The organism is Streptomyces sp. NPDC002499 (genome assembly GCF_053595415.1).
In genome coordinates this window covers 260,047-284,725 of sequence record NZ_JBSFXO010000012.1, presented here as the reverse complement: position 1 = coordinate 284,725, position 24,679 = coordinate 260,047, and the positions used below count along the sequence as shown (strand labels likewise).

Sequence of the window (24,679 nt, the reverse complement as noted above, 5' to 3'; positions counted from 1 at the left end):
GGGGCCCACCGGTCAGCCACGGACTGTCGGTCCCTGGATACCGCCGGGGCCACGACCGCAGGGTGAAGGCGCAGGCAGGACGACGTGGAATCACGTAGAAGCATGTGGAACGAAGCGAGGGCAAGGCCATGCAAGCAGCACTGACGGGGTCGATGACGGCACTGGTCACGATCGGAGGGGTGGCGTTGGCGTGCGCCGTCGCGTACGGGTATTTCCTGCGCAGCCCCAAGCCTGCCGAGCCGCGGCTCGGCGCCCCGGTGACGGAGGACACGATCACGGTGGACGGCCGGACACGCTCGTACCGGGCCTTCGTACCCGCGGATCTCCCGCCCGGCGCGCCACTTCTGTTCGTCCTGCACGGCTCGCAGCAGGACGGGAGGGCCGTCCGCAAGGCCACCGGGTACGGCTTCGACCAGCTGGCCGAGCGGCACGGGTTCGCGGTGGTCTACCCGGACGGCTACAAGCGCGGCTGGAACGACGGCCGTACCTCCGCGGTCACCCCCGCCCGCAAGGAGGAGATCGACGACGAGGGTCTGATCGCCGCGCTCGTCGAGCGGTTCGGCCGACGCCACGGCATCGATCCCGCCCGGGTGTTCGTCACCGGTTTCTCCAACGGCGGCCAGCTGGCGTTCCGTCTCGCCGCGCGGACGCCGGAACGGATCGCCGGCATCGCGGTGATCGGGGCGGGCCTGCCCACCCCGGACCAGTGGGCCGTCACGGAGCACAAGCACCCGCTGCCGGTCCTGCTGATCGCCGGCACGAGCGACCCGATCATGCCGTACGAAGGCGGCGAGGCGAGCATCTTCGGCTTCCAGAAGCGCGGCACCGTGCTGTCCGCCGAGGCCACCGCCCGCGTCTTCGCCGAGGTCAACGGCATCACCGGACCCCCGATCGACACGCGGCACACCCCGTCGGTGATCGAGACCCGCTACAGCGGGCCCGGCAAGGAGCCTGTCGTGGCGATCACGGTCTCCGGCGGCGGCCACACGATCCCCAACCCCGATTACCGCTTCCCCCGGCTCATGGGAAGGACCGACGCCACCTTCAACTCCCCGGCGGCCATCTGGGACTTCTTCGCCGAGACCATGCGGGCGGCTCAGCTGAAGGCGCGGCGGTAGGCATGCGGGCTGACGCCGGTGGTGCGCTTGAAGCGGTCGCGGAAGGCGGTGGGTGAGCCGAAGCCGACCTGGGTGCCGATGCGTTCGACGGGATGGCTCGTCGTCTCCAGGAGGTGCTGGGCCTGGCGGATGCGGGCGCGGTGCAGCCACTGGAGCGGGGTGGTGCCGGTCTGTTCGCGGAAGCGGCGGATCAGGGTGCGGGTGCTGGTGCCGTCGTAGGCGGCGATGTCGGCGAGCGTGAGGTCGCGGGCGAGGTTGTCCTGCAACCAGGTGAGGAGGGGTTCGAGGACGGAGCCCTGCGGGGTGGGTGTGCGGTCGTGGACGATGAACTGCGCCTGTCCGCCCTCGCGTTCCAGCGGCATGACGGACAGCCGGGCGGCATCGGCGGCGACGGCCGAACCGTAGTCGCGCCGGATCATGTGCAGGCACAGGTCCAGGCCGGCGGCGGCACCGGCGGAGGTGAGGAACTGACCGTTGTCGACGTACAGGACGTCCGGGTCGACGTCGATCTCCGGGTAGGCGGCGGCGAGTTCGGCGGCCGCGATCCAGTGCGTGGTCGCGCGCAGGCCGTCGAGCAGACCGGTGGCGGCCAGCGGGAAGGTGCCCGAGCAGATGGAGGCGATGCGTGTGCCGTCGGCGGCGGCCGACCGCAGCGCGTCACGGACGGCCGGGTCGAGGGGAGCCGCGATGTCGGCCGTACCGGGCACGATGATCGTGTCCGCGCCCTTGAGCCCCTCCAGCCCCCAGGGCGCGCGCAGGGTGAAGGCACCCGCGTCGATCTCCGGCTTCTCCGCGCACACCCGGATCTGGTAGCCGGGGCGCCCGTCCGGGAGGCGGGTGCGGGTGAAGACCTCGATCGGGGTGGACAGGTCGAACGGGATCACCCGGTCGAGCGCGAGGACGGCGACGGTGTGCATGGCAGCAAGATACCTCTCCGCCGACTGTCGATTTCGGTCGAGGTGAGGTCTGTCCACACAGTCATGCCAGGTCAGAGGCCACTCGTACACGCTTGGCAATATTCCGCCGGAAGGTGTCACTAATGCCACTGGGAGGCGGCTAGGAGGCCGGTTAGCGTCGGGAGCGTCCGGCGCTGAGACCGGCTCCGCCCCCCGTCCGAAGGACCTGCCATGCACGCCCAGATCGTCTTGTTCGACGGCTTCGACCCGTTGGATGTCATCGCCCCCTACGAGGTGCTGTACGCCGGCGGCACCGCCTCCGGGGGCGCGGTGACCGTGGAACTGGTCTCCGCGGAAGGGGTACGTGAGGTGGTCAGCGGCACGGGCGGACTGGCCCTGCGTGCCACCGCCGCACTCGACCCCGGGCGCGCGGGGATCGTCCTCGTCCCCGGCGCCTCGGGGCGGGTCGGGCAGCCCGGCGAGGTCCCCGATCAGGAGGTCGGGGCCGGCGAGTGGCGACAGGACGAGTACATCCCCGTACTGCTGGGCCGCACCCTGACCACCGAGCTGCCCGCGCTCATGAAGGCGGCGCTGGACAACCCGGAGGTGACGGTCGCGGCGGTGTGCGGTGGTTCGCTCGTCCTGGCCATGGCCGGTCTGCTGGAGGGCCGTCACGCCACGACCCATCACCTGGGCCTGGACATGCTCGACGCCACCGGCGTCCACGCGGTCCACGCCCGTGTCGTCGACGACGGCGACCTCGTCACCGGTGCCGGTGTCACGTCCGGACTCGACCTGGGGCTGTATCTGCTGGAGCGCGAGGTGGGGCCCCAAATCGCCCACGCGGTCGAGGAGTTGTTCGCCCATGAGCGCCGCGGCACGGTCTGGCGTCACGAGGGCCTGGTGCCCGCCGCGCTCTGATCGGAAGCACCGCGAGGTAGACGCCAGAAAGAGGACGTCATGAGGGAGAAGTCGTGAGGAAGAAGTTGTGAGGAAGAGGCCGTGAGCATGAACAACACCACGCCCGTCGAAGGCACTTGGGACCTGTCCATCTCCACCCCCATCGGCAGGATCAAGTCCGTGGTCGAACTCAGCCGACGGGACGATGTCCTGACCGGGGCCGCCCACGGGGCGGGAGAGCGCGTCCCGCTCGACGAAGTCGCCCTCGACGGCGACCGGTTGACCTGGAAGCAGGCCATCACCAAGCCGATGCGCCTGAACCTCGTCTTCGCCCTGACCGTCGACGGCGACACACTCACCGGTACTTCCAAGGCCGGACGACTGCCGACCTCCAAGGTCACCGGACGCCGTCGCACGGTTCAGGCGTAGACCGACCGCACACTCGCGCGGCGAAGGGCAATCGCCGGGTGAGGGCCACCTGGAAGGGGGTGACGGCGTTGCGCTCCGCGACATCGAGCAGGTCACGGTCGTCCAGCGGGCATCGCGGGTTACGTGTTCGCCCCGTCCCGGGTCACGTGCTCGCGTTCGCCTGGGCCCGCTTCGGCTCGGTGGCCATCGACTTCAACGTCTCGAACGCGGTCGCTGTCGGGCTCGCCGGTTCGGCCTGGTAGACGACCAGTTGTTGATGCGGGGCGCCGTTGACCGTGAAGGCGGCGAACGCGATGTGCAGGTCGCCGACTTCGGGGTGCTTGAGGTGCTTGCTTTCCTGGGACTTGCTTTTGACGTCGTGGAGTTGCCAGATACCGGCGAACTCCTCGCTCTCCTCGGAGAGTTCGGCGACCACTTCGGCGATACGGACGGATTCGGGATCGTGGCCGTAGGCAGCCCTGAGTTCGGCGACACAGGAATGCGCGGCCCGGTCCCATTCCTGGTAGAACTCGCGACCCGCCGGATCGACGAACACATTGCGGGCGAGATTGTCGAAGGCGTCGAATCCGCTGTGCAGCGCCGTGGCGAGGGAATTGCCCGCCAGGATGTCCAGGGCCGGGCTCAGGACGAACGCCGGGGTGTGTTCCCAGCCGTCCATCAGCTGCAACAACTGCGGGCTGACGTCGGCTCCGCCTCGGTCGTGCGGACGCTGCGAGGGCGCCAGGCAGAGGCGGTTGAGGTGGTCGGCGGACTCCGCGTCCAGCTTCAGCGCCTGCGCCACGGCTTCCAGGACCTGCGGGGACGGGCTGCTCTCGCGTCCCTGCTCCAGCCTGATGTAGTAGTCGGAACTGACTCCCGCGAGCAGCGCGACTTCCTCCCTGCGCAGTCCGGGCACCCGCCGGCGACCGTATTCCGGCAGACCGACGTCCTGAGGCTTGAGGGCCTCGCGACGGGCCCGGAGGAAATCACCCAAAGGGGTCCCATTGCTCATGCGGCAAGCCTAGATGCTTTTCCACGGATGAGAAGTGGCGGTCGTGCGCGATTGCACCAGGTTCTACACGGTTCACACAGAGTGACTCACCGGCCGGCGTCCTGGCCTCGCCGGAACATCGCGGCTTGCCTTTGACGCGTACGTCAGGGATTAGCGTCCACGCGCGCATCTTCCGACCCGTCTCCGACCCGTTCAGGAGTCCTGACATGGCCACTGTCCTGCCGTCCACGACCCGCGAGATCCGACTGGCCCAAACCCCTCAAGGGCTGCCCGGGCCCGAGCACTTCACGGTCGCACGGGAGCCGATCACCGCCCCCGGTGTGGGACAAGTCCTCGTCCGCAACCGGTACTTCCTCGTGTTTCCCGGGCTGCGCACGCTGATCGGCGGCCAGGCCGACGGCGTGCCGCTGCCCCGCATCCACGCGGGCGACACCCTGTTCGGTCCTGCCGTCGGGGAGGTCGTCGCGACCGGCCCGGGCAGTGCGTTGCGCGTCGGGGACACGGTCACGCATCTGCTCGGGTGGCGCGAGCACGCGCTGCCGGCGGAGGCCGACTGCGCTCCCGTCGGCAACGTACTGCCCGATCCCGTCGCCCATCTTTCATCGGGTTCGGCCGCCTACGGAGCACTGACCCGACTCGCTCAAGTCCGGCCCGGGGACACCGTGTTCGTCACCGGCGCCGCGGGTGCCGTGGGGACGCTGACGGGCCCCGTCGCACGGCTGTTGGGCGCCACGAGGGTCGTCGGGAGCACCCGCTCGCCGGCCAAGGCCGAGCGGCTGCGGGCCGAACTGGGCTACGACGCGGTCGTGGTGCCGGGCACCGGACCGCTCGACGAGCAACTGGCCGCGGCCGCGCCGGACGGCATCGACGTGCTGGTGGACACCGTCGGCGGCGAGCAGTTGGCGGCGGCGGTCCGCCTCGCGCGCCGCGGCGCCCGCTTCGCTCTGGTCGGCGCGCTCTCGGGACAGCTGTCGCCGGACCGGGACGGAGGCAGCGCCCTCGCCGAGATCGACACGTTCCGGCTCGTCAACCTGGGCGTCTCGCTGCACGGTTACAGCGGCCCGGACCATCCCGAGGTGGCGAAGGAGTGGACCGAGCGCTTCGGTGGCTGGCTGCGCTCCGGCGAGATCGCCTTCCCGCACGTCCGGATCGCGGGCATGGATCACGCTCCGCGGGCGTTGCAGGAACTGTTCGAGGGGCGGCACTTCGGAACCGTCGTCGTGGAGTTGCCGCCACGATGAGACGTCGTCGCGCGCTGTCGCGGCGACCTGGGCTGAAGCGCGAGGTCGAGGATGAGGATCGGGGACGCGGCGGCAGCGGCCGGGACCACCCCACGGGCACTGCGCTTCTACGAGGAGCGCGGCCTGCTGGCACCACCGCCGCGCACCGCCACCGGGCAGCGCGAGTACGGACCGGGCGAGGTGGCCAGAGTCCGCGTCATCCGTGAGCTGCTGGCGCTCGGACTCACCGTCGAGGACCTGCGCAGCGTCGCCGACCGGATCGACGTACTGGTCGAGAACCCCCGACGGCGATGCGGGCAGCCCGACTCCGAAGTCCCCGGCTCCGGGATCGTGGACCGCAGGATCGCGGCCCTCGACGCCGAGATCGACCGTCTGACGGGTCTGCGCACGCGCCTGGCCCAGCGGACTCTCGGCCGGCCGTGACGGCTCGAACGACGGCCGTGTCCGTCTCCGTATCCGTATCCGTCTCCTACCGTTCCTGCGGGCTGCGATCGTCGTGGTGCCGGTCACCTCGGGGACGCCTCATGGTCAGGAACCGGGATCTCGGTGAAGGGGGTGCGGCGGCCCCGCGCAGTCGCGACAGCACCAGCGCCGTGGCGAGCAGCCCGGCGCAGACGCAGGAGGCCAGCGCGTACGCGGCTCGCGGGCCGCTGCCCGCGGACGAGCCGTTGGCGGAGTGCAGGTAGACCGCCGACACGGCGCTGAGGCAGACCGCCGCCGCGATGCGCTGGGCCATCTGCAGGATGCCGCCGCCCACTCCGGCGGCCTCGGCCGGCGCGTGCTGGAGGACCTGGGTCTGGTTGGGCGAGACGGCCAGCCCGCCGGCCGCGCCGGACACCAGCTGCGTCACGGCGAGGAGGATCGGCAGCGCGGCGGACGGTGCGAGGAGCGCGGCCACCCCGCCGGCCAGAGCGGCGCCGATGCCCAGCGCCAGGCCGACGTCGACCGTGCGGGGTCCGATCCGTCGCACCAGCCGCCACGCGAGTGCCGAGGAGACACCCATCGCGATGGCCGAGGGCAGCGAGACGGCCGCCGTGAGCAGGGCTGACAGGCCGAGTCCGTCCTGGAGGAAGACGGTGAGCACGAGGGACGCGGCGAGGGAGGAGCCGAACTGGGCCATGGCGACGGCCGTGCCCAGCATGTACGGCTTCGACGACGCGAGCGCCGGATGGACCAGCGGCACCCGGTCCCTGCGTACCCGTAGCCGCTGGTGCACGGCGAACGCGCAGGCCAGGGCGGATACCCCGGCGGCCCACAGGAGTGCCTGTCCCCCGCTGTCCGGTGTGCTGATGAACGGCACCATCAGCGTCAGCGTGCAGCCGCAGGCCAGGACGAGGCCGAGGAGGTCCAGCCGGGAGTCGCGGGCGGTGCGCCGGGGCGGTGGCAGCCAGCGGGCCGCGAGGGCCAGGGTGACCACCGCGCACGGTGCGCTGAGCAGGAAGCAGTACCGCCAGCCGGCCCCGGGTCCGAGGCCGGCGACCAGCACGCCGCCGAGCGGCGGCCCGAGTGCCGCGGCGACACCGCCCGTCACCGCGTACAGCCCGAGCGCCCGGCCGCGGTCGAGCCCGTGGAACACGTCCTGAATGGTGCCGATCACCTGGGAGTTGACGAGTCCCGCCGCCGCGCCCTGCACCAGCCGCGCACCGATCACGATGCCCGGACCGCCACCGGTCGCGGCCGTCACCCCCGCCAGGAGGAAGGCGGCCATGCCGACGAGGAAGAGCCGCTTGCGGCCGTGCAGATCGCCGAGACTGCCGCCGGGCACGAGGGCCAGTCCGAAGGTGAGTGAGTAACCGGCCACGATCCACTGGACGTCCGACGCCCCGGCCCCGAGCGAGTGCCGCATGCTCGGGACGGCGATGTTCAGAACTGCCTGGTCCAGCAGGGTGGTTGCCCCTGCGGCCATGCACACCAGCAGTACGCGCCGGGTGGCGCGGTCTTCTCCCGGGAGCATTCAGGCGGGCCGCTGCGTGCTGCCCTCGTCCGGTTCCACACCGCCGACTTCGGCGCCGAAGTGTGGGCCCGCCCTGAGGATGTCGATGGCGGGCAGAACAGTGGGTTGTGCCATGGGATTCCCTTCGTGAAGGCAGCGGACCCGGACACGGCGAACCGCGCGCCAACGGCCGTACGGGGACGGTCGGTCGACGACAGAGCGGTGGGATGCGCCGAGAGCGGGCGGGCGGGGAGAGGGCGAGATCGAGGTCGTTACCTGCAGCGCGTCAACCGGTGTGGGACGGGTACGCCGGTCCGTCACACCACGTTCACCGGATGCCGTACTACCGCGTCGAACAGGTACCCCTGCGTGTTGGGCACGGCGAGGTCCGGTTGCGTACGGCCGGCCGTGTCCGTGGCGCGGGCCAGCAGTTGGGTGGCACCGGCCGCCTCGGGGCGCCAGTCGACGGACCAGCGGGTCCATGTGCCGGTGCGGGGCCGGTCGTGCAGGTGGGCGGGCCGCCAGTGCGCGCCGCCGTCGGTGCTGATGGCGACGCGGTCGACGGCGCCCGCGCCCGACCACGACCGCCCGTGCAGCACATGCCGGCGGCCCGCCGCGAACGTGGCCCCGCTCGCCAGCTCGAAGGCGCTCTTGGTGGCCTGCCGGGTGAGCGGCGCGCTGCCGCCCTCCGGGTAGGAGGGGCCGAACAGGCGGTAGAACGTGGTGTTCCAGGGCGAGAGGAGCGGCTGCGCGGACACCTCGATGTCACCGACCCACTTGATCGACGCGATCCCTACCCACGAGGGCACCAGCACCCGCACCGGATACCCGTGGTCGTACGGCAGCGGCTCGCCGTTCATCTCGTAGGCGAGCAGCACGTCGTCCAGCGCCTTGGCCAGCGGGAGCGGACGGCGCACCCGGCCCAGGCTCTCGCCGCCGCTGACGTACTCGGCGTCCAGGCCGCGCGGTTGCACGTCCACGGCGTTCCGGGACAGTCCGGCCCTGCGCAGTACGTCGGCCAGGCGCACCCCGCGCCAGCGCGCGACGCCGATCGCCCCCAGGGTCCACGCGGTGCCGGTGACCGTCTCGCCCTGCTGGGTCGTGTAGTAGGAGCGGCCGTTTCCGGCGCACTCGACGAACGCGGTGCGGGTGACGGCGGGCAGGGCGCGCAGATCGTCGTATCCGAACTCCACCGGGCGGTCCTCGCCGGGGGCGCCCCGCAGTCCGCTCCCCCACAGCCGCAGCCGCCAGTCGTCGGCGTCCAGGACGGGCGTGGCGGTGTGATTGCGTACGAAGAACAGGTCGTTGGGGGTGTGGTGGCCGATTCCGCGCAGCGCCTCCCAGCGGGTCTCGGCGTTGGTGCCGCGCTCGACGAACCACTCGGGCGGCAGGGGTTTGACGATTCCGGGGACGGCGGCGCGGGCGGGCCGGGTGCCGCCGAGCGCGGTCCCGGCGGCGGTGGCGGCGAGCAGGGTGAGCAGCCGTCGGCGGGTGACGCCGTCGGCTCTGGCCTCACCGGCCAGCCACTGGCGCAGTCTGCGGTGGTCGTATGCGGTTTCGAGGCGGTGGCCGGGAGGGGTGGCGGGGATCGGCATGGCGTGTCCTCGTCATGTCTGAGCGAAGAGTGCGGGGCGGCGCGGAAGGTCGCGAGAAGTGCCGGCGCGTGCCCAACCGGCTTGTGCGGCACGGCTGTTGGCGTTGAGGTGAGAAGGCGCTCGATCAGCCGGTCGGTCGACACAGCGCGGCGGCCACGCGGACGAGGTCCACGGCGCGGCGGCGGGTCAGGGGCTGCGGCAACGGCATGGCCGGATGCAAACACGCGGAGCGGAAGGTGTCAACGAAGCGTGCGCGTCGCCCCGGATCGGGCGGGCAGTTCGAGGCCGAGGTTCTCGCGCAGGGTGAGTCCGGTGTAGTCGGCGGCGACGATCTTCCGCTTGCGCAGTTCGTGCAGCAGGCCGTTGACGACGAAGTCGTGCTGCCGCGGGTCGGCGAGACCGCTCAGGGAGATCACGTCCAGCACGCCTGCCCGGAACCGTTCCTCGACCGCGTCGGCGAGTTGCTCTGGGGTGCCCGCTGCGGCCCAGTGTCCGGTGTCCTGGGCCGCGACGATCAACTCCCGCAGTGTGTAGCCCTGTCGGGCGTAGCCGGTGAAGATGTCGACCCGGCCGCGCCGGCGGTTCACCGAGCCGACGTCGGGCAGCAGGCTCTCGGGGAGCTTCGAGTCGAGAGAGACCTCCGACAGGTCGACGCCGCCGCCGAGCATGTCGGCCACCTGGGCGCGGCCGCGTTCGAAGTCGATCGACTCACGCCTCTCCCGTACGAGCCGTTGGGCCTCCTCCTCCGTGGCGCCGTAGGTGGCGTGGAACGAGCTGAAGATCAGCGGCAGTCCGTCGGCCCTGCCCAACCGCTCGGCCTGACCGCGGATCTTCCGGGTGAAGCCCACCGCGTGATCGAGGGTGGGCAGCGAGGTGAAGACGATCTCGGCGTAGCGGGCACCCAGGGCCGTGCCCGCTTCGGACTGTCCGGCCTGGATCTGCACCGGGCGCCGCTGCGGCAGCGGCGGGATGTTCAAGGGACCGGCCACGTCGAAGAAGCGGCCGGAGTGGTGGATCGGGTGCACCCGGTCGCGGTGCAGCACCGCCCTGCCGTCCGCGCCGACGGTCAGCGCCCCGGGTTCCCAGCTGTCCCACAGCGCGTTGACCACCTCCAGCGACTCCGCGGCGCGCGCGTAGCGCTCCTCGGGGCTGGGCAGTTCGCCGGGGCCGAAGTTCTCCTCGCCGATCGAGGAGGTCACCAGGTTCCAGGCCGCTCGTCCGTTGCTCACGTGGTCGAGCGTGCCGAACAGCCGGGCCAGGTTGAACGGGTGGTGGAACGTCGTCGAGACCGTCGCGATCAGACCGATCCTCGACGTCACCTGGCTCAGGGCCGACACGAAGACCAGTGGTTCCTGCGACCCGATCGCGCCCTGGGCGTCGAAGCTGAGCAGATCGGCGGTGAACAGCGCGTCGATGCTCGCCGCCTCCGCGAGCTTCGCCACCCGCACCGCGGTGTCCAGCGTGGACCGGGTCGGATCGACAGCGAGGTCGTACGTCTCCGACGTGCCGCCGGCTCCGGTGACGGTTTTCAGCGTCCTGGGCTGCTTCGCGCTCATGACTCGTCCCTCTCGTCTCCGGACACGCCAGGTCGACATGGTCCCGTCCGATCAATGATCGGCTCCGATTGCGAAGACTCTGTTGCGCCCTGCGAAGGCTCTGTTGCGCCTGTGTGTAGGCATGAGAGCGGCGGTCGGCCGTGGCCTCGGCGACCCCCGCAGGGCGCCGGTGTGCCTCCCGGAGACGCCATTGACGTACGACGACGACGCTCCGTACGATCACGACCGATCACCGACGATCTCTGTACAGGCGGAGCCCCGTTGCCGGGGCCGGAGATGTGGAGGACGGTCGTGCGACACAGCAGTGACCAGCGTGCCTCGACCTCCTGTCCGACGGCCGCGACGGTGTTCTCCCGGTTCTCGCGCCGCCGTCACATCGACCTCCAGCGCTTCACCAGTTGTCTGTGTCGCGCCTGACCGCCTTGACCACGTCCGTCTGACGTCTGTCGCGGCCTGTAGGCGATCTCCCGGAGCCTCTCGCGGTGTTGTCCGTGCGCACGGACCTGTTCCGCGGCCGCCCCGCGCCACCCTTCCTGCCTGACCCCCTGATCCGCACTGCCCCGTCGTCGGCGTCGCGCCGAGCGGGGTCGCACGCCCGCGCGCGGTCGCGAGCCGCAGGGCATCACGCGCGTAGTGACACGAGTAGGAGCACCCTCCGTGAGACCACATCCGGAAATCCGGCCCACCCGATGGACGGCCCTGGCCGCCCTCCTGACCACCAGCGTCCTGCTGACCGCCTGCGGCTCCGGTGGGGGCGACTCGGACAGCGGCAGCGGCAGCGGCCCGGCGAAGTCCGGTGGCACCCTGACCTTCGCGGTGGGTTCCGACACCGGCTGCGTCGACCCGCAGCAGGTCGGCAGCAACGACACCATCTACTCGGTGCGGCAGATCGTGGACTCCCTCACCGACCAGGACCCCGAGACCGGCAAGATCGTGCCGTGGCTGGCGAAGAGCTGGGACATCAGCTCCGACGCGACGACGTTCACCTTCCACCTGCGCTCGGGCGTCACCTTCAGCGACGGGTCCGCGCTGACCGCGCAGGTGGTCAAGGACAACTTCGACGCGGTGCCGAACCTCGGTGCGCTGGGAACCCTCGCCGAGGGCTATCTGAGCGGCGTCAAGAGCACCACCGTGGTCGACCCGCTCACCGTCAAGGTGACCTTCCGGCAGCCCAACGCCCAGTTCCTGCAAGCCACTTCGACGCACTCGCTGGGCATCGAGTCGTCGGCGAGCGTGAAGAAGACCCCGCAGCAGAAGTGCAGCCAGGGCGTGGTCGGCTCCGGGCCCTTCACGCTGAAGGGCTATGTGCAGAACCAGTCGATCACGCTGGCCAAGCGCACCGGCTACGACTGGGGTTCGTCCCTGTGGAGCAAGAAGGGCGAGGCGTACCTGGACAAGCTGGTGTTCAAGGTGGTGCCCGAGGCGGGTGTGCGGGCCGGCAGCCTCCAGTCCGGGCAGGTCGACGCGATCAGCAGCGTCGGCAAGGCCAACGAGGCCGCGCTCAAGGGCGGACAGGTCACCCTGGCGCGGCGGGCCAATCCCGGTGCGGTGTTCAACCTGGGGCTGAACAACTCCCGGCCGGTCCTCAAGGACGTCAAGGTACGCCAGGCGATCGAGTACGCCATCGACCGGCAGCAGATAGCCGAGACCGTGTTCCCCACCGGTACCCGGGCCGCGACCAGCATCCTCGCGCACACCACGCCGGACTACCTCGACGTCGGCTCCGATCTGGGCTTCGCCGCGGACAAGGCGAAGTCCCTGCTGGACGCGGCCGGTTGGAAGGCGAGCGGTGACGGCATCCGGACCAAGGACGGCAAGAAGCTGAGCCTGACCGTCAAGTGGTTCGCGAACTCCGCCACGAACCAGCCCGCTCTGGAGCTGATCCAACAGCAGCTCAAGGCGGTCGGTATCGACCTGGTGCTGAAGGAACTGCAGATCTCCCAGGTGGCGACCACGCAGCAGAGCGGTGACTTCGACGGGCTCTGGGGCAACCTGACCCGGGCCGACCCGGACATCCTGCGCACCCTGTACTCCACCAAGCTGGCCAACGCCTACCGGCTGCCGACGAGCACGCTGGACACGGCGCTGACCCAGCAGGCGGCGACGACCGACGCGGCCAAGCGGAAGGAACTGGTGGGTCAGGCACAGCAGTTGCTCGTGCGGGACGCGTACGTCGTACCGGTGGTGGAACTGCAGACGCAGCTCGGTGTGTCGAAGAAGGTGCACCACCTGGACTTCGACGCCTCCAGCCGGATCCAGCTGCATGACACCTGGATCGGCTAGCGCATGCGCCGCTATGTGATCAAACGCGTCGCGCAGGCGATCGGCGTGCTGTGGGCGGCGTACACGGTGTCGTTCCTGGTGCTGGACTTCCTGCCCGGGGACCCGGTCTCGGCGATGGCCGGGGCCGGGGCCGACACCGGGCAGGTCGATCCGGCCCAACTCGCCGCCCTGCGGCACGAGTACGGCTTCGACAAGCCGGTCCTGGTGCAGTACGCCGACTATCTGGGCCGGGCGGTGCGTGGGGACTTCGGCGACGCGGTCACCACCGGTCGGCCGGTGACCTCGACGCTGGCCGACGCGCTGCCCCAGACACTTCAGTTGACCGGTGCCGCGCTGCTGCTCGCGGTGCTCCTCGGGGGCGGACTGGCGGTGCTGGCGACGTACACCTCGCAGCGCTGGCTGCGCCAACTGCTGCTGTCCTTGCCGCCGTTGGGGGTGTCCGTCCCGACGTTCTGGACGGGTCTGCTGCTCGTCGAAGCCTTCTCCTTCCGGCTGCACTGGTTCCCGGCCTTCGGCAACGACGGGCTGCGGGGGCTGGTCCTGCCGGCCGTCACACTGGCGATCCCGACCGGTGCGCAGGTCGCTCAGGTGCTGGCCAAGAGCCTGCTCACCTCGCTGGACCAGGCCTATGTGGAGACCGCGCGCGCCAAGGGCGCCGGCCGATGGCGGGTCCATCTGCGGCACGCCCTGCGCAACGCGTCGCTGCCGGCGCTGACCGTCGTAGGACTGCTGGTCGGGCAGTTGATCGCCGGTTCGGTGGTCGTCGAGACCGTGTTCTCGCGGGACGGCCTGGGCCGGGTGACGGCCGCCGCGGTCACGGCCCAGGACATCCCGCTGGTCCAAGGGGTGGTGGTGTTCGGGGCGCTGATCTTCGTGGCGACGAACCTGGTCGTCGACCTCGTCTATCCGCTGCTGGACCCGCGGATCGTGGTGGCCTCGGGCAGGAAGGCGGGACTCGCATGAGCCAGGATCTGATCGACGACGCCACCGGCGCCGCGCTCGGCCTCCCGACCCGGCCGCTCGAACCGGGGACCGGGCCGGAACCGAGGCGTGGCGTCGACCTGCGGCGGGTCCGCCGGTTCCTGGTGCGTCGACCGGGGCTGCTGCTGTCGGTCCTGATCGTCGTCCTGGTGGTGCTGGCCTCGTTCTGGCCGGAGCTGTTCACCTCGCAGGATCCGCTGAAGGGGGTGCCGGCGGAGAACTTCCGCGGCCCCACCGGCGCCCACTGGTTCGGCACCGACGAGTTGGGACGCGATGTCTTCTCGCGGGTGGTCCACGGCGCGCAACTGTCGCTCAAGGCAACCCTCATAGCGGTCGCGGTGGCCTTCGTGGTCGGCAGTCTGATCGGTCTGGTCGCCGGGTTCGTCGGCCGCTGGGTCGACGACGTGCTGATGCGGTTCGTCGACGTACTGCTGTCGATCCCGGCGCTGTTCCTGTCCCTGGCCCTGGTCACCGCGCTGGGCTACGGCACGGTGAAGGTGGCGGTCGCGGTCGGCATCGCCAGCGTCGCGAGCTTCGCGCGGGTGGCGCGGTCGGAGGTGCTCCGGGTACGGCAGGCGGTCTTCGTCGAGGCCTCGCGCTCGTGCGGTGCCCGCTGGTACTCGGTGCTCGGCCGACACGTCCTGCCCAACGCGGCGGGCCCGGTGATCGTCCTGGCCACCCTCGACTTCGGCGCCTCGATCCTCGCCGTGTCGGCGCTCAGCTTCCTCGGGTACGGCGCCCCGCCCCCGGCGCCCGAGTGGGGCACGTTGATCTCCGACGGCCGCAACTACCTCGCCAACGCCTGGTGGTTGACCGCGCTGCCCGGACTGGCGATCGCCGCGACCGTGCTGGCCACCAACCGCATCGCCCGCGCACTGGACGGCGAATGGTCGCGGCAGCGATGAACCGCGACCGGACGAACACACCTGGAACGGATGAGGACTTGAGTACGACACGGGACGTGAGTACGACACCGAACAGCGACCCGGACCCCGGACGGGACACCGCGCTGCAGATACGCGGCCTGTCGGTGTCGTACCGCACCCGCGGCGGCATCGTGGAGGCGGTGCGGGACGTCGATCTCGATGTGCGGCCGGGTGAAGTGACCGCGGTGGTGGGCGAGTCGGGGTCCGGCAAGAGCACCACCGCGCATGCGATCACCCGGCTCCTGGCACCGAACGCCACCGTCGACAGCGGCACGATCCGCTTCGGCCGGCACGACCTCACCGCGCTGTCCGAGGCGGAACTGCGCACCGTGCGCGGCGCGCGGATCGGCCTGGTGCCCCAGGACCCGTCGGTGTCGCTCAACCCGGTCAAACGCGTCGGCGAACAGGTCGCCGAGGTCCTGCGCATCCACGGGTTGGCGACCCGCCGCTCGGCGCCGGCGGAGGCGATCGGCATCCTGGACCGGGCGGGCCTGCCCGACGCGGCCACCCGCGCTCGGCAGTACCCGCACGAACTCTCCGGCGGTATGCGCCAGCGCGCCCTGATCGCCGTCGCCATCGCCGCGAACCCGAGACTGATCATCGCCGACGAGCCGACCAGCGCGCTCGACGTCACCGTGCAGCGCGTCATCCTCGACCATCTCCAGAGCCTCACCCAGGAGTCGGGCACGGCGATCCTGCTGGTGACGCATGATCTGGGAGTCGCCGCCGACCGGGCACAGCGACTGGTCGTCATGTCGCAGGGGCGGGTCGTGGAGGCCGGGCCGACCCGTGACGTCCTCGCCGATCCTCAACACGAATACACCCAGCGGTTGTTGGCGAGCGCGCCGAGCCTGGCCACCGCCCGCGCGAGTTTCCCGGCCGCAGCGCCCGCGGCCACCGAGGGGGCACCACTGGTCGAAGTCCGCAACGCGGTCAAGGAGTTCAGGCTCCCCCGCGCGGACGGCGAGGCCCGGACCCTGCGCGCGGTGGACGACGTCAGCTTCACCCTGCACCGCGGCCGGACCCTCGCCCTGGTCGGCGAGTCCGGTTCGGGGAAGTCCACCACGGCCCGGCTGGTGCTCCGCCTGACCGACGCGACCGCCGGACACATCCTGTTCGACGGCGCCGACATCACTACCGCCCGGGGCGCGCAGGCCCGCCGACTGCGCCGCCGGGCCCAGCACGTCTACCAGAACCCGTACGCCTCGCTCGACCCCCGCTTCTCCATCGGCGAGGTGATCACCGAGCCGTTGCGCGCGTTCAAGGTCGGCGACCGCACCTCCCGGCTCGCCCGCGCCCGCGACCTGCTCGACCGGGTCGCCCTGCCCGCCTCGACGCTGGAGCGCCGCCCGGCGGAGCTGTCGGGCGGGCAGCGCCAGCGCGTGGCGATCGCCCGTGCCCTCGCCCTCTCCCCCGACCTGGTGGTGTGCGACGAGCCGGTGTCCGCGCTCGACGTCTCCGTCCAGGCCCAAGTCCTGGACCTACTGGCGGAGTTGCAGGCCGACACGGGAGTGGCGTACCTGTTCATCTCGCACGACCTGGCCGTCGTACGCCAGATCGCGCACCAGGTGGCGGTCATGAAGGCCGGCCGCATCGTGGAGGTGGGCGCGCCCGAGGACCTCTTCACGCGGCCCGCGCACGACTACACCCGTGAACTGCTCGCGGCGATCCCCGGCCGCCGGGACGACCACGACCTGAGGACGCAGACCGCATGACCATCACCTCCCTCGCCTTCCTCACCCCGGGCAACTTCGCCGACGACGACCCCTACACCGGCCTGGAGGAGACGCTCCAACTCTTCGAGTACGGCGAGCGGTTGGGCTACGACGGCGCCTGGATCCGGCAGCGCCATCTCGAACACGGCGTCGGTTCGGCCGCGGTGTTCCTCGCCGCCGCCGGACAGCGCACCGAGCGCGTCGAGTTGGGGACCGCGGTCATCCCGATCGGCTACGAGAGCCCGTTCCGGCTGGCCGAGGACCTGGCGCTGGCGGACGTGCTGTCGCGGGGCCGGCTCCAGATCGGCTTCAGCACCGGCATGCCGCACGCCGAAATCCTCGGCGACCTCGTGTACGACGGCGACTGGCGCTCCTTCGACCTGTCCTACGGCAGGGTCGCCCGCGTCGTCGACAACCTGCGCGGCGACTATCTCGGCGGCCCGGACACGGTGATCCAGTCGCCGGGCAACACCCAGCGACCGCGCCTGCAACCGCACAACCCGGGTCTGGTGGACCGCATCTGGTACGGCGGCGGCAGCCTGCGCTCGGCCCGCTGGGCCGGTGAGAACGGCCTCAACCTGCTGTCCGGCAACATCGTCACCGGCGAGGGCACCGACGACTTCACCACCGCCCAGTCGAACCTCCTCGCCGAGTACCGGCGCCTGCGGTCCGCCTCCCGTGTCGCGGTGGGCCGCGTGATCGTGCCGTTCGACGGCGCGGACCGGGCCACCCGCGCCCGCTACCGGGAGTACGCGGCGAGCCGCCACGCCCGCACCCTGGCTCCCCAGGGCCCGAAACGGATCCTGTTCGCACCCGACGTGGTCGGCACGGCGGAGCAGATCCTGGAGCAACTGGCCGCGGACCCGGTGGTGTCGGTGGTCTCGGAGCTGCGCCTTGAGCTGCCGTACGAGTTCCGGCGGGAGGAGTACGAGCAGATACTGCACGACGTGCGCCACCTGGTCGCGCCCGAACTGGGCTGGAGTCCCGCACAGTTGGAGGCCGCGCGATGAGTTCCGTACGACTGGACGTCCGTACCCGGGAGCCGTTCGCCGACGGTCGTCGCTTCGCCGAGGGCGGGGCGTACGAGGTGCTCACCGCCACGGCGCACTACGCCGTGGACCCCGAGGCGGCCGCCCACCGCTCGATCGCCGACCTGGAGCTCGCGCCGCGCGACGGCGACGGCGCGGTGCGGTTCAGCGGGGACGTGGAGATTCTGCGGCCGGTCGACGGCGGGCGCCGACGGCTGTTCTTCGACTGGGGCAACCGGGGCAACAAGCGGGCCGTGCAGTACTTCTGCGACGCCCCGCACACCAACCGGCCCCGGACGCTCGCCGACGCCGGCAACGGCTATCTGCTGCGCCGCGGGTACACGGTCGTCTTCGGCGCCTGGCAGGGTGATCTTCTGCCCGGCGACGGACGGTTGCTGCTGGACCTGCCCGCGGCGACGCGGGGCACGGAACCCGTACGCGCCCTGACGACCGCCGAGTTCATCGTGGATACGCCCGTCCACTCGCTCCCGCTCGCCCGCTGGACGAGCACCAGGTCCTCCCCCGTCAGCGAGCGCGGAGTACGCACCGCACGCCTCACCCGGCGGCGGTACCCGCACAGCGAGCCGACGCAACTGACCCGGGAGACCTGGCAGTTCGCCCGGCTCCAGGGCGGTGGAAGCGATCTGCGGGGAAGCGCCGTCGCCGTGGTGCCGAGCCGGCACGATGTCCTCCTCGACGACGGGTTCCGGCCCGGCTGGATCTACGAACTCACCTACGAGGCCGAGGAACCGGTCGTCCTCGGGCTGGGCCTCGCCGCGGTCCGCGACCTCGTCAGCCACCTCCGGTACGACCCCGCGCGGCCGGTCGGACCGGTCGACCACGCCTACGGCTGGGGGCGTTCGCAGACCGGCCGGGCCATCCGCGACTTCATCCACCTCGGCTTCAACGAGGACACCGAGGGACGACCGGTGTTCGACGGGCTGCTGCCGCACGTATCCGGCGCCGGCCGGCTGGTCGCGGAACGGTTCACCAACCTGACGGTTCCGGGCGGCCAGCAGTACGAGGACCACCTCGCCGCGGCCGACGCCTTCCCGTTCGCCTACGCCGAGTCCGTGGACCATCTCACCGGCAGGCGTGACGCGATCATGAAGCGCGCGAGCGATCCCAAGGTGCTGCACACGCAGACCTCGACGGAGTACTGGCAGCGCCGGGGCTCCCTGACGCACACCACGACGGACGGCCGGGACCTGGGGTTCCCGCCGAACGTGCGCGGCTATCTGTGGTCGTCGAGCCAGCACGTGGCCGATCCGACGGCGGGGGCGCCCACCAAGGGGATCTGCAACCACCTCGGGAACGTGGTCGCCACGTCCGCGCTGTTCCGGGCCGTCCTGGAGGCGCTCGACGCATGGGTGAGCGAAGGTGTCGAGCCGCCCGCGAGCGCGGTGCCCACCGTCGCGGACGGCACGCTGGTGACGATGGAGGAGTGGTCCCGGCAGTTCCCCGCGGTGCCGTCGGCGCTGCGGCCGTACGGGCCCAACGAGCTGTACGTCGTGGACCGTTCGACCGTCCCGCCGGTCGCCGACCGCTCGCGCCGGTACACGGTGCTGGTCCCGGCCGTCGACGCCGACGGCAACGAGACCGCGGGCGTACGGGCCCCGATGGTGTCCGTACCGCTCGGCACCTACACCGGCTGGAACACGCGCGCGCCCGGCCAGGGCCATGGCGCGCTGCACGAGTTCAGCGGGTCCACGTTCCCGTTCGCCGCCACCGAGGACGAGCGCCTGTGCACCGGCGATCCACGGCCGAGCGTGGAGAAACGCTACGGTGACGCGGCCGACTACGTCGCCCGGATCAGGGCCGCGGCCGAGGATCTCGCGAGGCGACGGCTGCTGCTCGCGGAGGACGTCGAACGCGCGGTGCGGACGGCCACGGGATGGTCGGCACCCCGGCACGACGTCGATCTGCCCTGATCGTGCGATCGGGGCGGTCCCGAGGCGACAGTCGGAGCAGCTCCGAGGCGAAACCCGCACCATCCCGGATGTCCATCCTGGGTGTAATGCACCCACCGTCGGCCGCCCTTCTCCAGGCGTTTTCCGCCTAGCCTCGACGGTATGCACAAGGACACGCGCCCTGACTCCGTTGAAGGGCTGGGTCAGTTTCTCCGCTCCCGCAGGGAACGCATCAGCCCCGCCGACGCGGGGCTGCCCAGCACGGGCCGCCGCAGGGTGCCCGGACTGCGGCGCGACGAGGTGGCGGCGCTGGCGGGGGTCAGCCCGAGCTACTACAGCCGACTTGAGCAGGGCCGCGAACTGAGCCCCTCGGTCCGGGTGTTGGACGCCATGGCACGGGTGCTGCGGCTGGCGGACGAGGAGCGCCGGGAGCTGTTCCGGCTGGCGCGGCCGGCAGGCCGTCGTACGAGGTCGCCCTCCCGGGTCGAGCGGGTCCGCCCGCATCTGCGGCAACTGATCGAGAGCTGGACGATGACGCCGGCCTTCGTCATCGGCCACGCCCAGGACCTGCTGGCCACCAACGCCCTGGCCGACGCCCTCTACCGGGACTTCGCCCAGCGCGACAACGTCCTGCGCATGCTCTTCCTGGACCCCGCGGCCAAGACCTTCTACCGGAGCCCGGAGCGGGCCAAGCATCGCGCGGTCGCCGATCTTCAGCAGACCGCCGCGAGCACTCCCGAGGATCCCCGCATCCTGGAGCTGGTCGGCGAACTGTCCGTGCGCAGCGGCGAGTTCCGCTCGCTGTGGGCGCGTGAGTACACGCGGGTCCCGCCCTACGAGGTCAAGCGGATGCACCATTCCGTGGTGGGCGACCTGGAGCTGCGGCACGAGGCCTTGAGCATCCGCAGCGCGCCGGGGCAGCAGCTGATCATTCTCCAGGCGGAGCCGGGATCGTCTTCTGCTGACGGCCTGGCACTGCTGGGTTCTCTCAGTGCGCCCGAGATGCCGCACCGGCCGGATCCGGCACGCGACGCCCAGTAAATTCGCGAGCTTTGGTCGGGCACTCCCCCGAGTGTCAGGAATTCTCTTCGACTGCGCCCAGTATTCGCTCCAGGACATCCCCGAAAACCCGCGCCTCATCGGCCGTCAAGGGATCGAAAACCAGCCGTCGCACATTTTCCGCATGTGCGGGTGCGGCGGCCTCGATCGCTTCTCGACCCTTTTCCGTGAGGCGCACCATGGAGCCGCGAGCGTCGTCGGCGCAGGCCTCGCGCTTGACGAGTCCGCGCTTCTCCATGCGGCTGATCTGATGGGACAGCCGACTCCGTTCCCAGCCGACCTCAGCGCCCAGCTCCCGCGCCCGCACCAGCCCGTCGGCCGACTCCGACAGGGGCGCCAGCAGCGCGTAGTCCGCCGCCGAGAGGCCCGAATCCCGCTGCAACTGCTGGTCCTGGGCCCGTTGCAGCTCGCGCCGCACCCTGCGGTACTTCGCCCAGACTTCGGCCTGGTCAGGGGTGAGCCATCGGGGTTCGGACATGCCCTCACCGTACCAGGTTGTTGACATGTCACCGACTTCGCGATCGGCACCCGTGCCTGGGTGTGGGACTCCCAGGAAAACCGCTGCCTTCATAGGTGCGTGAGCAAGGGACAGACTCATTTACGTCAACAGGAAATCCCCTCACAAGGGGAGCGACGAAAGAGGTTTTTCCCATGGCTACCTGGTTTGTCACCGGCGCCTCCCGTGGAATCGGCGCGGAAATCGCCCGGGCCGCGCTGGCAGGCGGTAACAATGTCGTGGTCGCCGTACGGAATCCGGAGCGGGTGCCCGACGATCTGAAGAAGTCCGACCAGGTCTTCGCGGTCGCCCTGGACGTCACGGACAACGACAGCATCCCGCGGGCGGTCGAGGCCGCCGTGGAGCGCTTCGGCGGTATCGACGTCCTGGTGAACAACGCCGGCCGCGGTCTGCTCGGCGCGCTGGAGGAGATCAGCGACGCGGAGGCCCGCTCGCTGTTCGACCTCAACGTCTTCGGTCTGATCAACGTGACGCGCGCCGTGCTGCCCGTCATGCGCAAGCAGGGCTCCGGCAGGCTCGTGCACATCGGTTCCCGCTCGGGCTTCGAGGGCGAGCCCGGCGTCAGCCTGTACTCCGCCTCGAAGTTCGCGGTCGCCGGCATCAGCGAGGCGCTCTCCGCCGAGATGGCGCCGTTCGGGATCCAGTCGATGGTGGTCGAACCGGGCGTCTTCCGCACCGACTTCCTCGACCCCAGCTCGCTCTCGGTGGCCGCGCACCGCATCGCCGACTACGACGACACCCCGGCGCACGTGACGCTGGACTGGATCGACCGCGCCAACCACGCCCAGCTCGGCGACCCGGTTCGGGGCGCGGCGCTCATCGTCGAGGTCGCCGGCACCGAGAAGCTGCCCACGCACCTCTACCTGGGCCGCGACACCCTGGAGCGGCTGGACGTCAAGTACCGGCAGGTGCAGGACGACCTGGCCCCGTGGCGCGAGAAGTCGGCGGCCACCGCGCACGACGACGACGCCTGACACCCACCGTCCGACCCACATCGTCCGACCCCATCACCCGGCGCGCCTTGCCTGACGCACCGTCAAACACCATCCCCAGCACACTTTCCCGCACAGAGATCGAGGTCTCGTGATGTCCGCTTCCACCCTGCTCACCGGAACCCCCCTGTCCGGCCGCGTCGCCGTCGTCTCCGGCGCCTCCAGCGGCATGGGTGCCGTCACCGCCGAACGCCTCGCCGAACTCGGCGCCACCGTGGTCGTGCTGGCCCGGCGCAAGGAGCGTCTTGACGGTGTGGTCAAGAACATCGAGGCCGCCGGCGGCACCGCGCTCGCCCTGGCCGTCGACGTCACCGACCGTGCCGCCGTCCAGGCCGCCGCCGACGAGGTCGCCGAGCGCTTCGGCAAGGCCGACCTGGTGTTCAACAACGCCGGCGTCCAACTCATCTCCGGCATCGAGGAGTTGAAGGTCGACGACTGGCAGCGCCAGATCGACCTCAACATCAGCGGCCTGATGAACGTGATCGCCGCGTTCCTCCCCCATCTGACGGACTCCGCTGCCGCGGGCAGGCCGGCCGACCTGATCAACACCTCGTCGATCGCGGCCACCCGCATCCTGACGAAGTTCTCCGTCTACTCCGGCACCAAGGCCTACATCAGCCACCTCACCCGGCTGCTGCGCACCGAGCTCGGCCCGAAGATGGTCCGCGTGGCCACCATCGAGCCCGGCATGGTCGACACCGAGCTCCCCGACCACGTCACAGACCCCGACGCCTCGAAGCTGATGGCCGACCTCATCCACGACATCGACGTGCTTCAGAGCGCCGACGTCGCCGAGACCGTCGCCTTCATGGCCGCCGTACCGCGCCACGTCAACCTCACCGAGATCACCATCCTGCCCACCGCGCAGGTCGTCTGAGATCCGTCCCGTCCCGGTCCCGTCAGGGCGGGGGAGGAACAGCCGGGTGCTGCTCCTCCCCCGCCCTGACGACATTGGTTGACACGACAACATCCCTGGTGTTTTGTTGATACGTCAATGAAACTCCCGGCAGGCCGGAGGGCCCGACATGAACATCACGGTGATCGGACGAGGACACGTCGGTGGCGGCCTGGCCCGCCTGTGGGAGAAGGCCGGACACCAGGTCAGGACGCTGGGGCGGGACGGCGGCGACGCCTCGGACGCCGACGTGGTGGTCGTGGCCGTCCCGGGCACCCTCATCGCCGAGGCGCTCCGGGGCGTCACCGGGCTCGACGGCCAGGTGACCATCGACGCGACCAACCTCTACGCGGCCCGCGACGAGGCCTTCCCCTCGCTCGCGCACCAGGTCAAGTCGATCATCGGCGGTCCGACCGCGAAGTCGTTCAACACGGTCTTCGCCGCCTCGTACGACCAGATCGGCACCCAGCGCGTGACCCCGAGCAACCTGTACGCCGCCGAGCCGGACGCGAAGGAAATCACCGCGCGGCTCATCAGCGACACCGGCTTCGACCCGGTGTACGTCGGTGACCTCGACCCGGGTGCGCGGCTGCTGGAGGACAGTTCCGGACTGGCCCGCGCGATCGCCGGCGACATCGGCGGACCGTACTTCTACCGCTACGGCCGCCCCGGGGAGCTCTAGACATCTCCGGCGGAGCCGTAACCATCTTTCGCCCAGCGGCAGTTCACTGCGCCGACTGGATGTCTCCCCGTGTGGAGGACGCGATCGTGTCGCGGTGCGCGAAGTCGCCCGGGGGGATGCCGGGGTGGTGTCCGAGCCGGTCCGACGGCACCGCGACCGAGGGGCCGAGGGTGAGCCGGGAGACGATGCGGTAGCGGTCGCCGCGGTAGATCGAGTGGACGTACTCGACAGGTCGGCCCGTGGTGTCCGTGGTGAGCCGCTCGAAGAGCAGGGCCGGGGACAGCTCGGGCACGTCGAGCAGTTCGGCCTCGGCCCGGGTGACGACCGTCGGCTCGATCGCCTGGACGGCCTCGTGGGCGTGCACGCCGTGCTGTTCGCGCAGGTGCTCGTACAGGTCGCCGCTCTCCAGCTCCCGCGCGGACAGCGTGGGGACCAGGTCGGCCTTGATGTGCAGGTGCTCGATGGCCATCGGGGCGCCGTCGACCAGCCGCAGCCGGGCCACGTACACGATGTCGGCGGCCGGCGAGATGCGCAGCTTGCGGCCGACGCGGGCGCCCGCCGGGATGGTGGTGAACTCCAGCAGGCGGCTCGACCAGGCCCCGGAGGCCTGAGGGACCGTCATGGTCTGCTGTCCGGCGACCAGTTCCTGGGTGATCTTCTCGGGTGCCACGAACATGCCGCGCCCGTGTTCCCGTATCAGCAGTCCGGCCGCGACGAGTTCGTCGACCGCCGCGCGCAGGGTCGGGCGGGAGACGCCGAGTTGGGCGCAGAGGGAGCGCTCGGAGGGGATCGCGTCCCCCGGTCGGTGGGACTCGACGAGATCGAGGACGAAGTCGCGCACGCGCTCGCGCTTGAGTACCGCACCTGGTTCGTCGGCCTTCATGTCGCTACTCCCTCGTGCGCGGAATCCCCAGTTAACCACTTGACCAGTTGACCAGTGGTCACCCGTATTCGCCCTGCTGACCGGGGAAGTGTAACCACCACCGACCGGCAATCATCCGGATCTCGAGCGACCTGCACACCAATTCCCTC

General features: G+C 70.8%; 22 protein-coding genes. 15 read left to right on the top strand and 7 right to left on the bottom strand.

From position 1 onward, the window contains the following. Positions 1–128: 128 nt before the first annotated feature. Positions 129–1,118 (top strand): alpha/beta hydrolase family esterase, encoded by a 990-nt coding sequence (locus tag ACWD5F_RS32790; RefSeq protein WP_451259938.1) that lies wholly within the window; start codon positions 129–131, stop codon positions 1,116–1,118. On the opposite strand, the gene ACWD5F_RS32785 is transcribed toward ACWD5F_RS32790, so the two are convergent. Continuing rightward, entirely contained in the window at positions 1,097–2,035 is a 939-nt protein-coding gene (locus ACWD5F_RS32785) for a GlxA family transcriptional regulator (protein WP_401726055.1), read from the bottom strand. The two genes, ACWD5F_RS32790 and ACWD5F_RS32785, sit on opposite strands and share 22 nt — an antisense overlap. A 210-nt stretch (positions 2,036–2,245) precedes the next feature. Between ACWD5F_RS32785 and ACWD5F_RS32780 the strand changes: the two genes are divergently transcribed. After that, entirely contained in the window at positions 2,246–2,935 is a 690-nt protein-coding gene (locus tag ACWD5F_RS32780) for a DJ-1/PfpI family protein (RefSeq protein WP_451259935.1), read from the top strand. Positions 2,936–3,022: 87 nt separating this feature from the next. Continuing rightward, a complete protein-coding gene (locus tag ACWD5F_RS32775; protein WP_401726198.1) occupies positions 3,023–3,343 on the top strand; it encodes a hypothetical protein in 321 nt (106 codons plus the stop codon). A gap of 142 nt (positions 3,344–3,485) precedes the next feature. On the opposite strand, the gene ACWD5F_RS32770 is transcribed toward ACWD5F_RS32775, so the two are convergent. Beyond that, positions 3,486–4,334 carry a helix-turn-helix transcriptional regulator gene (locus ACWD5F_RS32770; RefSeq protein ID WP_451259933.1) on the bottom strand — a complete coding sequence of 283 codons (849 nt, stop codon included), beginning with the start codon at positions 4,332–4,334 and terminating at the stop codon, positions 3,486–3,488. 206 nt (positions 4,335–4,540) lie between these two features. Between ACWD5F_RS32770 and ACWD5F_RS32765 the strand changes: the two genes are divergently transcribed. Together ACWD5F_RS32765 and ACWD5F_RS32760 are read left to right on the top strand one after the other, a co-directional pair. Beyond that, positions 4,541–5,575, top strand: a complete 1,035-nt coding sequence (locus ACWD5F_RS32765) for an MDR family NADP-dependent oxidoreductase (RefSeq protein ID WP_451259931.1) — start codon at positions 4,541–4,543, stop codon at positions 5,573–5,575. Positions 5,576–5,626: 51 nt separating this feature from the next. Continuing rightward, complete coding sequence (locus ACWD5F_RS32760) at positions 5,627–5,998, top strand: MerR family transcriptional regulator (protein WP_451259929.1); 372 nt, start codon at positions 5,627–5,629, stop codon at positions 5,996–5,998. 46 nt (positions 5,999–6,044) lie between these two features. On the opposite strand, the gene ACWD5F_RS32755 is transcribed toward ACWD5F_RS32760, so the two are convergent. From ACWD5F_RS32755 to ACWD5F_RS32745, 3 genes are all read right to left on the bottom strand, one after another. Further along, complete coding sequence (locus ACWD5F_RS32755) at positions 6,045–7,481, bottom strand: MFS transporter (RefSeq protein WP_451259927.1); 1,437 nt, start codon at positions 7,479–7,481, stop codon at positions 6,045–6,047. 344 nt (positions 7,482–7,825) lie between these two features. Then, a complete protein-coding gene (locus ACWD5F_RS32750) occupies positions 7,826–9,103 on the bottom strand; it encodes a sulfite oxidase (RefSeq protein WP_451259925.1) in 1,278 nt (425 codons plus the stop codon). A 239-nt stretch (positions 9,104–9,342) separates the two neighbouring features. After that, a complete protein-coding gene (locus ACWD5F_RS32745; RefSeq protein WP_451259923.1) occupies positions 9,343–10,659 on the bottom strand; it encodes an NtaA/DmoA family FMN-dependent monooxygenase in 1,317 nt (438 codons plus the stop codon). Between the two features lie 657 nt (positions 10,660–11,316). Between ACWD5F_RS32745 and ACWD5F_RS32740 the strand changes: the two genes are divergently transcribed. The 7 genes from ACWD5F_RS32740 (at position 11,317) to ACWD5F_RS32710 (ending at position 20,543) form a co-directional block, all read left to right on the top strand. Beyond that, the gene (locus ACWD5F_RS32740; RefSeq protein WP_451259921.1) at positions 11,317–12,942 is read left to right on the top strand and encodes an ABC transporter substrate-binding protein; all 1,626 of its coding nucleotides are present in this window, start codon (positions 11,317–11,319) and stop codon (positions 12,940–12,942) included. Positions 12,943–12,945: 3 nt separating this feature from the next. Then, on the top strand, positions 12,946–13,905 hold the full coding sequence (locus tag ACWD5F_RS32735) for an ABC transporter permease (protein ID WP_451259919.1): 960 nt from the start codon (positions 12,946–12,948) through the stop codon (positions 13,903–13,905). After that, positions 13,902–14,828, top strand: coding sequence for an ABC transporter permease (locus ACWD5F_RS32730; protein ID WP_451259917.1), 927 nt, complete (start codon positions 13,902–13,904; stop codon positions 14,826–14,828). The genes ACWD5F_RS32735 and ACWD5F_RS32730 overlap by 4 nt, the downstream gene beginning before the upstream one ends. Beyond that, on the top strand, positions 14,810–16,564 hold the full coding sequence (locus tag ACWD5F_RS32725) for a dipeptide ABC transporter ATP-binding protein (protein WP_451259915.1): 1,755 nt from the start codon (positions 14,810–14,812) through the stop codon (positions 16,562–16,564). The genes ACWD5F_RS32730 and ACWD5F_RS32725 overlap by 19 nt, the downstream gene beginning before the upstream one ends. Further along, entirely contained in the window at positions 16,561–17,574 is a 1,014-nt protein-coding gene (locus ACWD5F_RS32720) for an LLM class flavin-dependent oxidoreductase (RefSeq protein WP_451259913.1), read from the top strand. The genes ACWD5F_RS32725 and ACWD5F_RS32720 overlap by 4 nt, the downstream gene beginning before the upstream one ends. Beyond that, a complete protein-coding gene (locus ACWD5F_RS32715) occupies positions 17,571–19,523 on the top strand; it encodes an alpha/beta hydrolase domain-containing protein (RefSeq protein ID WP_451259911.1) in 1,953 nt (650 codons plus the stop codon). Before ACWD5F_RS32720 ends, ACWD5F_RS32715 begins: the two co-directional genes overlap by 4 nt. A gap of 141 nt (positions 19,524–19,664) precedes the next feature. Beyond that, a complete protein-coding gene (locus tag ACWD5F_RS32710) occupies positions 19,665–20,543 on the top strand; it encodes a helix-turn-helix transcriptional regulator (RefSeq protein WP_451259909.1) in 879 nt (292 codons plus the stop codon). Positions 20,544–20,577: 34 nt separating this feature from the next. Here the strand turns inward: ACWD5F_RS32710 and ACWD5F_RS32705 are convergent, their stop codons facing one another. After that, the gene (locus ACWD5F_RS32705; protein WP_451259907.1) at positions 20,578–21,039 is read right to left on the bottom strand and encodes a MarR family winged helix-turn-helix transcriptional regulator; all 462 of its coding nucleotides are present in this window, start codon (positions 21,037–21,039) and stop codon (positions 20,578–20,580) included. A 173-nt stretch (positions 21,040–21,212) separates the two neighbouring features. Here ACWD5F_RS32705 and ACWD5F_RS32700 point away from each other — a divergent pair, with 173 nt between their 5' ends. From ACWD5F_RS32700 to ACWD5F_RS32690, 3 genes are all read left to right on the top strand, one after another. Then, the gene (locus ACWD5F_RS32700; protein ID WP_451259905.1) at positions 21,213–22,052 is read left to right on the top strand and encodes an SDR family NAD(P)-dependent oxidoreductase; all 840 of its coding nucleotides are present in this window, start codon (positions 21,213–21,215) and stop codon (positions 22,050–22,052) included. Positions 22,053–22,164: 112 nt separating this feature from the next. Then, positions 22,165–22,947 carry an SDR family oxidoreductase gene (locus ACWD5F_RS32695; RefSeq protein ID WP_451259903.1) on the top strand — a complete coding sequence of 261 codons (783 nt, stop codon included), beginning with the start codon at positions 22,165–22,167 and terminating at the stop codon, positions 22,945–22,947. A gap of 148 nt (positions 22,948–23,095) precedes the next feature. After that, entirely contained in the window at positions 23,096–23,647 is a 552-nt protein-coding gene (locus tag ACWD5F_RS32690; protein WP_451259901.1) for a dinucleotide-binding protein, read from the top strand. Between the two features lie 43 nt (positions 23,648–23,690). Here the strand turns inward: ACWD5F_RS32690 and ACWD5F_RS32685 are convergent, their stop codons facing one another. Then, positions 23,691–24,530 (bottom strand): GntR family transcriptional regulator, encoded by an 840-nt coding sequence (locus tag ACWD5F_RS32685; protein ID WP_451259899.1) that lies wholly within the window; start codon positions 24,528–24,530, stop codon positions 23,691–23,693. Between the last annotated feature and the right edge of the window lie 149 nt (positions 24,531–24,679).

Coding starts and splice junctions, on each gene's coding strand:
- ACWD5F_RS32760 (WP_451259929.1), top strand. CDS start 5,627: ATGAGGATCGGGGACGCGGCGGCAGCGGCCGGGACCACCCCACGGGCA.
- ACWD5F_RS32710 (WP_451259909.1), top strand. CDS start 19,665: ATGCACAAGGACACGCGCCCTGACTCCGTTGAAGGGCTGGGTCAGTTT.
- ACWD5F_RS32690 (WP_451259901.1), top strand. CDS start 23,096: ATGAACATCACGGTGATCGGACGAGGACACGTCGGTGGCGGCCTGGCC.
- ACWD5F_RS32725 (WP_451259915.1), top strand. CDS start 14,810: ATGGTCGCGGCAGCGATGAACCGCGACCGGACGAACACACCTGGAACG.
- ACWD5F_RS32780 (WP_451259935.1), top strand. CDS start 2,246: ATGCACGCCCAGATCGTCTTGTTCGACGGCTTCGACCCGTTGGATGTC.
- ACWD5F_RS32700 (WP_451259905.1), top strand. CDS start 21,213: ATGGCTACCTGGTTTGTCACCGGCGCCTCCCGTGGAATCGGCGCGGAA.
- ACWD5F_RS32715 (WP_451259911.1), top strand. CDS start 17,571: ATGAGTTCCGTACGACTGGACGTCCGTACCCGGGAGCCGTTCGCCGAC.
- ACWD5F_RS32785 (WP_401726055.1), bottom strand. CDS start 2,035: ATGCACACCGTCGCCGTCCTCGCGCTCGACCGGGTGATCCCGTTCGAC.
- ACWD5F_RS32705 (WP_451259907.1), bottom strand. CDS start 21,039: ATGTCCGAACCCCGATGGCTCACCCCTGACCAGGCCGAAGTCTGGGCG.
- ACWD5F_RS32730 (WP_451259917.1), top strand. CDS start 13,902: ATGAGCCAGGATCTGATCGACGACGCCACCGGCGCCGCGCTCGGCCTC.
- ACWD5F_RS32685 (WP_451259899.1), bottom strand. CDS start 24,530: ATGAAGGCCGACGAACCAGGTGCGGTACTCAAGCGCGAGCGCGTGCGC.
- ACWD5F_RS32695 (WP_451259903.1), top strand. CDS start 22,165: ATGTCCGCTTCCACCCTGCTCACCGGAACCCCCCTGTCCGGCCGCGTC.
- ACWD5F_RS32735 (WP_451259919.1), top strand. CDS start 12,946: ATGCGCCGCTATGTGATCAAACGCGTCGCGCAGGCGATCGGCGTGCTG.
- ACWD5F_RS32745 (WP_451259923.1), bottom strand. CDS start 10,659: ATGAGCGCGAAGCAGCCCAGGACGCTGAAAACCGTCACCGGAGCCGGC.
- ACWD5F_RS32720 (WP_451259913.1), top strand. CDS start 16,561: ATGACCATCACCTCCCTCGCCTTCCTCACCCCGGGCAACTTCGCCGAC.
- ACWD5F_RS32790 (WP_451259938.1), top strand. CDS start 129: ATGCAAGCAGCACTGACGGGGTCGATGACGGCACTGGTCACGATCGGA.
- ACWD5F_RS32750 (WP_451259925.1), bottom strand. CDS start 9,103: ATGCCGATCCCCGCCACCCCTCCCGGCCACCGCCTCGAAACCGCATAC.
- ACWD5F_RS32770 (WP_451259933.1), bottom strand. CDS start 4,334: ATGAGCAATGGGACCCCTTTGGGTGATTTCCTCCGGGCCCGTCGCGAG.
- ACWD5F_RS32775 (WP_401726198.1), top strand. CDS start 3,023: ATGAACAACACCACGCCCGTCGAAGGCACTTGGGACCTGTCCATCTCC.
- ACWD5F_RS32755 (WP_451259927.1), bottom strand. CDS start 7,481: ATGGCCGCAGGGGCAACCACCCTGCTGGACCAGGCAGTTCTGAACATC.
- ACWD5F_RS32765 (WP_451259931.1), top strand. CDS start 4,541: ATGGCCACTGTCCTGCCGTCCACGACCCGCGAGATCCGACTGGCCCAA.